This is a genomic window from Streptomyces sp. KLMMK (assembly GCF_036961605.1).
Lineage (GTDB): Bacteria > Actinomycetota > Actinomycetes > Streptomycetales > Streptomycetaceae > Streptomyces > Streptomyces telluris.
Genome location: NZ_JBAMDC010000372.1, coordinates 1 through 6,267 on the forward strand (window position 1 = coordinate 1; position 6,267 = coordinate 6,267).

6 protein-coding genes and 1 pseudogene are annotated in these 6,267 nt (G+C 70.4%); 4 read left to right on the forward strand and 3 right to left on the reverse strand.

Going from position 1 to position 6,267, the window contains the following annotated elements:
* Nucleotides 1–22: 22 nt before the first annotated feature.
* Nucleotides 23–625, reverse strand: a complete 603-nt coding sequence (locus V7793_RS31290; RefSeq protein WP_336012970.1) for a TetR/AcrR family transcriptional regulator — start codon at nt 623–625, stop codon at nt 23–25.
* A gap of 453 nt (nt 626–1,078) precedes the next feature.
* Here V7793_RS31290 and V7793_RS31295 point away from each other — a divergent pair, with 453 nt between their 5' ends.
* The 3 genes and pseudogenes from V7793_RS31295 (at nt 1,079) to V7793_RS31305 (ending at nt 3,194) form a co-directional block, all read left to right on the forward strand.
* Nucleotides 1,079–1,777 (forward strand): DsbA family oxidoreductase, encoded by a 699-nt coding sequence (locus V7793_RS31295; protein WP_336012972.1) that lies wholly within the window; start codon nt 1,079–1,081, stop codon nt 1,775–1,777.
* A 192-nt stretch (nt 1,778–1,969) separates the two neighbouring features.
* Nucleotides 1,970–2,356, forward strand: a pseudogene (locus tag V7793_RS31300) (rodlin); the annotation flags it as partial.
* Between the two features lie 271 nt (nt 2,357–2,627).
* The gene (locus V7793_RS31305; RefSeq protein ID WP_443058029.1) at nt 2,628–3,194 is read left to right on the forward strand and encodes a rodlin; all 567 of its coding nucleotides are present in this window, start codon (nt 2,628–2,630) and stop codon (nt 3,192–3,194) included.
* Nucleotides 3,195–3,371: 177 nt separating this feature from the next.
* Here the strand turns inward: V7793_RS31305 and V7793_RS31310 are convergent, their stop codons facing one another.
* Nucleotides 3,372–4,550, reverse strand: a complete 1,179-nt coding sequence (locus V7793_RS31310; protein WP_336012973.1) for a 3-hydroxybenzoate 6-monooxygenase — start codon at nt 4,548–4,550, stop codon at nt 3,372–3,374.
* A 111-nt stretch (nt 4,551–4,661) separates the two neighbouring features.
* Nucleotides 4,662–5,366 (reverse strand): SDR family NAD(P)-dependent oxidoreductase, encoded by a 705-nt coding sequence (locus V7793_RS31315; protein ID WP_336012975.1) that lies wholly within the window; start codon nt 5,364–5,366, stop codon nt 4,662–4,664.
* Nucleotides 5,367–5,688: 322 nt separating this feature from the next.
* On the opposite strand from V7793_RS31315, the gene V7793_RS31320 reads away from it, so the two are divergent.
* Nucleotides 5,689–6,225, forward strand: a complete 537-nt coding sequence (locus V7793_RS31320; protein ID WP_336012976.1) for an AtaL-like protein — start codon at nt 5,689–5,691, stop codon at nt 6,223–6,225.
* Nucleotides 6,226–6,267: the final 42 nt, after the last annotated feature.

The window sequence follows — 6,267 nt, forward strand, 5'->3', positions numbered from 1 at the left end:
GGGTTCCCGGGCGCCCGCGTCGTCAGCCGCCGGCCGTGGACACCGGCTCCGCCGTTGGGGCGCGGACCCCCGCCAGGGTTTCCAGGGCCACGTCCAGGAGGGCCTCGCGGCGTTGCTCCGGGGTGCCGTTCAGGGCGTCCGGGGTGAAGGCGCCGAAGTGGACGGTCATCACCGCGCTCGCCACGCGCGCGTGGCAGTCGAACGCCAGGTCCCCCGCGTGCATCAGCCGCGAGATCGAGGTGACCCGGTCGCGCAGCTCCTGGCCGATCGCCAGGTCCCGCAGCGTCGCCTGGTTCTCCTGCAGGATGTGGTAGATCGGCATCGCCGCCCCCAGGGCCACGCTGTAGCGCCGCAGCAGCTCCCGCTTGGTGTCCATCGTGGCCGGCTGCTCCTCGGCCCAGGCGATGAGTTCGTCGACCGGCCTGCCCAGATCCCGGGAGATCGCGCTGAGGATGTCCTCCTTCGTCTTGAAGTGGTAGTACAGCGCCGCCTTGGTGACGCCGAGCTCCTCGGCGATCTCCCGTAGCGACGTCTTCTCGTAACCACGCGAGACGAAGAGGTCCAGGGCCGTTTTCTGGATGCGCTCCCGGGTGTCGCTCCTGCGCGCCTGAGGGGTGCTGCCCATGGGTCTCTCCTGCCGTTGTCGTGAACCTGTCGCCCCCTAGCTGAACCTACTTGACGCCCGGTTAGCTGACGGCTTTCCTTCCTGTCGATCCCAACTGACCGCGCCTGCAGGCAGGTGGACGTGCCGGTCCGCCTCCGCACGCGCCAGGGGGAGTGGAGATCATGCCGCAGAAAGAGCCCCCGGCGGAGGGTGCAGCGGCCGACCGCGACACCACCGACACGCAATACGTACATTGTCGTGGTCAGGATGGTCGCGTGGTGGCCAAGTGGCCATAGGGGCGGCCGACATGGGCCGCGTCAGCATCGTTCCCCGGACACCCCGTGAGGCGTGCATCGCCACCCATTCCTTGACATACGTGCTTGACGGCCCAGAAGGCGCGTCTTACGTTCTCCCTAACTAGCCAACCGACCGACAAGTGCAGGGCCGGCGGGCGTCGGAGGGGGGATCCGAACGGTGACGGTGAAGGCGGACATGGTCCTGGACGTGATCTGCGTCCACTCCTACATCGGCTACACGCGACTGGTCCGCGCGGCCGACCGCATGCGCGCCCGGGGCGCCGACGTCACGATCACCTTCCGCCCCTACGAGATCGCCCCGGCCGCCTCCGACAGCCCGCAGCCCCTGATGCCCGTACTGGAGCGCATGCTCGGCCCGTACGCCGCGACGCAGGCCGAGATCTTCACCTGGCAGGCCGCCCGCGACGGACTGGAGCTGCGCTACGACCGGGCCGTCGCCACCGGCAGCTTCCGCGCCCACCTGCTCATCGGCCGCGCCGCGGAGCAGGGCCTGGCCGAGCCGGTGGTCGAACGGCTGTTCCGTGCGCACTTCACCGACGGCCTGCACATCGCCGGCGAGGAGACGCTGCGCGAGGTCGCCGAGGAGTGCGGAGTGGACCTCGGGCCGGGCGGCGCAGGCGCGTTGGCGAAGGGCTCCGAGGAAGCCGAGGAACTGCGCGGGCAGTTGCACCGGCTGCGCCGCCACGGCGTCCCGACCCCACCGGTGTTCAGGATCGGGGACGGGCAGATCCTGCTGGGCGTACAGACGGAGGACGTGCTGTACGAGGCGATGGTGGCGGCCGGGCCCGCGGCGGGGCCGGCGGCGGAGCCGGCCGCCGGGCCCGCGGCGGCGCGCCCCGTCGACGCCGCCTTCTGACGGGCGCGCTCCGGCACCACCGGTATTACCGCACGCCGCCTTTTCATTTGTCGGGCAGTAATTCTTCGGGCTGTCCTACGTGCGGTGACCTCACTGGCTCGAATGAGTGAAACCCCGGAACCTCTGTATAAGGCCGGAGTTATTCAGAACGCTTTCCCAGTGGGGGCGCTACACGATCGAAAGGCTTAGGACGTGCTCAAGAAGGTAATTGCCACGACCGCCCTCGCGGTGTCCGCGGTCGGCACCATCTCCGGCCCCGCGATGGCTATCGGGAACGACCAGGACGTCGCCAACGGCAACGCCGCGAAGACCGGATACGGCAACACGCACACCGGCGGCAAGGAAAGCCCGCAGATGAGCCTGATCCAGGGCACGCTGAACAAGCCGTGCCTGGGTATCGGCAAGGTTGGTGTCCAGTCGGTGCTGGCGGCCATCAACGTCGGCGTCCAGGACATCCCGATCCTCACGTCGCAGCAGCAGCAGCAGTGCACCGACAACTCGACGATCAGCGACGGGGACGACCCGCTGTCGCACATCCTGTCGGAGATCCCGATCATCTCGGGCAACGGTTCCGGCAACAAGAGCGACGGTGGCCACGGTCACGGCGGTCACGGAGGCCACAACGGCTTCGGCCACAACGGCTTCGGCCACGGCGGCCACTGACCCACCGGTGCGTCAGTCCCCTGCGGCGGGTGTGCGGGCCCCGCTGCAGGGGGCTTTCCCTTTCCCGGAATACCCCCCGGTGCTGGGCCGAAGGGGTGAAGGGGCAGGCCGGGTAATAACCTCACGGAAATTCGTGAGTTAGGCAGAGAGCACCCGTAATTCGTCCAGCCGGAACGAGGAATCAAGCGTGATCAAGAAAGTAGTGGCCACGACCGCCCTCGTGGCTTCCGCGGTCGGCGTGTCGGCGACCCCCGCGATGGCCGTCGGCGACGGCCAGGACGTTGCGAACGCCAACGGCGCGGGCCAGATGTACGGAAACACCTGGACGGGCGGCTACATGAGCCCGCAGATGGGCCTGATCAACGGCTCGCTGAACAAGCCGTGCATCGGCATCGGCAAGCTCGGCGCCCAGTCGCTGCTCGCACTGATCAACATCGGTCTCCAGGACATCCCGATCCTCTCCTCGCAGCAGCAGCAGTCCTGCACGGAGAACTCGACGATCAGCGACGGGGACGACCCGCTGTCGCACATCCTGGACGAGCTCCCGATCATCTCGGGCAACGGCTCCTGGAACAGCGAGCGCCACCACGGCGGTCACCACCGCCACGAGGGTCGTCACGACGACTGGGACCGCCACGACCACGACCGTCACGACCACCACGGCTACGGCGGTCACGGCGGCCACGGCTACGGTCACCACGACGACGGCCACCGCGGATACGGCCACCACGACGACGGGCACCACGGCCACTGATCCGGTCGATCCGGTCATGGTCAGGTCGCGGCCGGGTCCTGGCCGGGTCCTGGCCCGGTCCTGATCCGGCCCGCCCGGACCGCAGTCCCCCCACGCGACGGACGCCCCCGGTTCCCCGGGGGCGTCCGTCGCGTGTGTCCGTTGCGCGCGTCCGTGGCGTCCGTCCGGCCCGCGCGGTCAGCGCACGCCCGCGTGCAGCCAGTCGACCTTGTCGTACATCTCGTCCGTGGTGAGGGAGCAGAGCATCCGGTTGCGCGCACGGGCCGCGTCCCCCGCCGGGTGGTACAGCTGCTTGCCCATCTCCCGGGCCACCAGCTGCGTGCGCGAGGTCCGCTCGCAGCGCGCCGCGTTGTACTTCTCCAGCCGGCGCCCGAGGGAGGCCTCGCCCGGCTCGGCGCCCTGCAGCAGCTCGCCGAGGAGCACCGCGTCCTCCAGTGCCATGCACGCGCCCTGCGCGGCGTACTGCAGCATGGGGTGCGCGGCGTCGCCCAGGAGCGTCACCCGGCCGTCCGTCCAGTCCGGCACCGGGTCGCGGTCGCACAGCACCCACGCCCGCCAGCCCTGGCCGAGCTCCAGCAGCCGCCGCGCGGCGTGGCCCAGTTCGGGGAACTCGGCGATCACGTCCTCGGCTGGCACCGGCAGCCCCGCCACCGGGTCGGTGGCCGCGTCGTCCCGGGTGGCCGCCAGGTTGAGGCACTTGCCGCCCGCGATGGGGTAGTGCACGAAGTGCCACTTCGGCCCTGCCCACAGCGTCACGCTGTTCCAGCGCAGCTCCTGCGGCACCTGCTCCATGGGGATCACCGAGCGGTAGATGGTGTGGCCCGACACCCGCGGCTCGCCGTCGCCGACGAGCTGGCGGCGCACGGCCGAGCGGATCCCGTCGGCGCCGACCAGCACGTCGCCGCGGAAGGGGCGCCCGGTGCACGTGACGGCGGTGACGCCCGTCGCGTCCTGCTCGTAGCGCACCACGTAGTGGCCGCCGAGGAGGGTGACGGCGGGGTGGGCGCGGCAGGCGTCGAGCAGCGCCTGGTAGAGGTCGCCGCGGTGCACGACGGCGTACGGGTTGCCGAAACGCTCCCGGTAGGCGCCGGTCAGCGGCATGCGGGTGATGCGCTCACCCGTCGTGCCGTCCATGAACTGGAGCTCGTCGATGAGCACCGCCCGCGCGCGGACCTCGGTGCCCACGCCGAGGCGGTCGAGGGCGTGGAAGGCGTTGGGGCCGAGCTGGATGCCGGCGCCGACCTCGCCGAAGACGTCGCTGCGCTCCAGCACGGTCGCCCGGTGACCCTGGCGGGCCACGGACACGGCGGCCGCGAGACCGCCGATGCCGCCCCCGGCGATAAGGATGTTGGCCATGTCGTCTCTCGCAGTCCTCTCGGTGACGCGGGGGCTCTCGGAGCCGTCGGACGGCTGCCAGGCTGTGGTCAGGTGTGGTCAGGCTGTGGCAGGGCGGCGGTCAGACGGCGGTCAGACGGCGGTCTTGCGGTCCAGGACCAGGTCGTGGCCGACGACGTAGGACGCCTCGTCGGAGGCGAGCCACAGCACCGTGTCGGCGATCTCCTCCACCTTGGCGCCGCGGCCCAGCGGGCACGGGCTGATCGCGTTGATCCGGATGCCCTTGCCGATGTATTCGCGGGCGGCGGTCTGGGTGAGGGTGCTCACCGCGGCCTTCGACGCGGCGTAGGCGCCCAGGCCAGGCAGCATGCCCTGGCTGCCGATGTTGCTGGCCGTATTCACGATCACGCCGCCGCCGTTGCGCTCCATGTGCGCGATCTCGTGCTTCATGGACAGCCACACGCCGGTCAGATTGGCGGCCAGGGTTTCGCCCCAGACGCTTTCGCAGATCTCCGCCACCGGCTGGTTCGGGCCGAGTTCGGTGACATTGTTGAAGGCGACGTCCAGCCGGCCGTGCCGTTCGACGACGGCGGCCACGATCGCCTCCGCGTCGGATGACCCGCCGTCCTCGCCGTGGTGGGTCACGTCGGCAATTCCACAACTGGCGCTGCCGCCCAGTGCCTTGATCTCCTCAACGGTGTCGTGCAGCATTTCCGGGTGCCGGCCGGCGACCACGACCTCGGCGCCCTCACGTGCGAACGCAAAGGCGGCGGCGCGGCCGATGCCCTCGCCGCCCCCGGTGACCAGGACGACCTTGCCTGTGAATCGCTTGGACATTGCGTCTCTCCTGTTTCTGCGACTGCCGGGCCGGATGCCGGGTCGGATGCCGGTGGGGTCGTATCAACTGCCTCCAGCATCAGGGGAGTCGGGCGCCGGGCGAATATGCGCGCGGCGCACTTCGTCAGGTGGAAAGGGCGCGGTCGGAAGCGGTCCGCGGCACCTGACGCAGTAGCGGGAAGGGCTTTGACCGGGCTCCGGAACGCGGCGAAGACTTCCAGTGATCCGTGTGATGGTCGACGCCCCTGACCGGCGTTTCGCCGAGCCCATTTCCCTGTTGCCCGCCGCCCCCGCTCCGCCCCCGCCGCCCGCAGGAGAACGCATGATTACGCTTTCGTGGACCCGCAAGGTCGACACTGCAGACACCGCCGACGTCGTAGAAACCGCCGACGTCGTAGACGCCACTGACACCGGTAACGTCCCCGGAACCCCGTGCACCACGCGCGAGCGGCTGTGGCGCGTCCTGCTGCACAAGGCGGAGAACCCCGTCGGTTACGTGCCCGCCATCAGCGAGTGCCGGGTCCTGGAGCGCTACGAGGACGGGTTCCTGCGCGAGGCCCGGCGCGGCTCGCGGCTGCTCGTCCAGCGCGTCACACCCGACGAGGCCGCCGGCCGCATCACCTTCCGGCACACGGACTCCTCCGACCTCGCGGTGATCACCAACCAGGTGGGGGAGGACGAGGACGGCGACCTCACCCTCACCCTCAGCATCACCCTGACCGAGGCCCCGTCCTCGGCCGTGCTGCGCGAGAACTCCTACCTCCACGAACTCGACGCCGACTTCGCCGCGACCCTCGACGCCATGACGGCGGTGCTGCGGCGCAACGCCACCGCCCTGCAGGGGGCCGGCGATGCGTGAGCACGTCACCAGGGCGTACTCCCGCCGCCGGGTCGTCGCCGG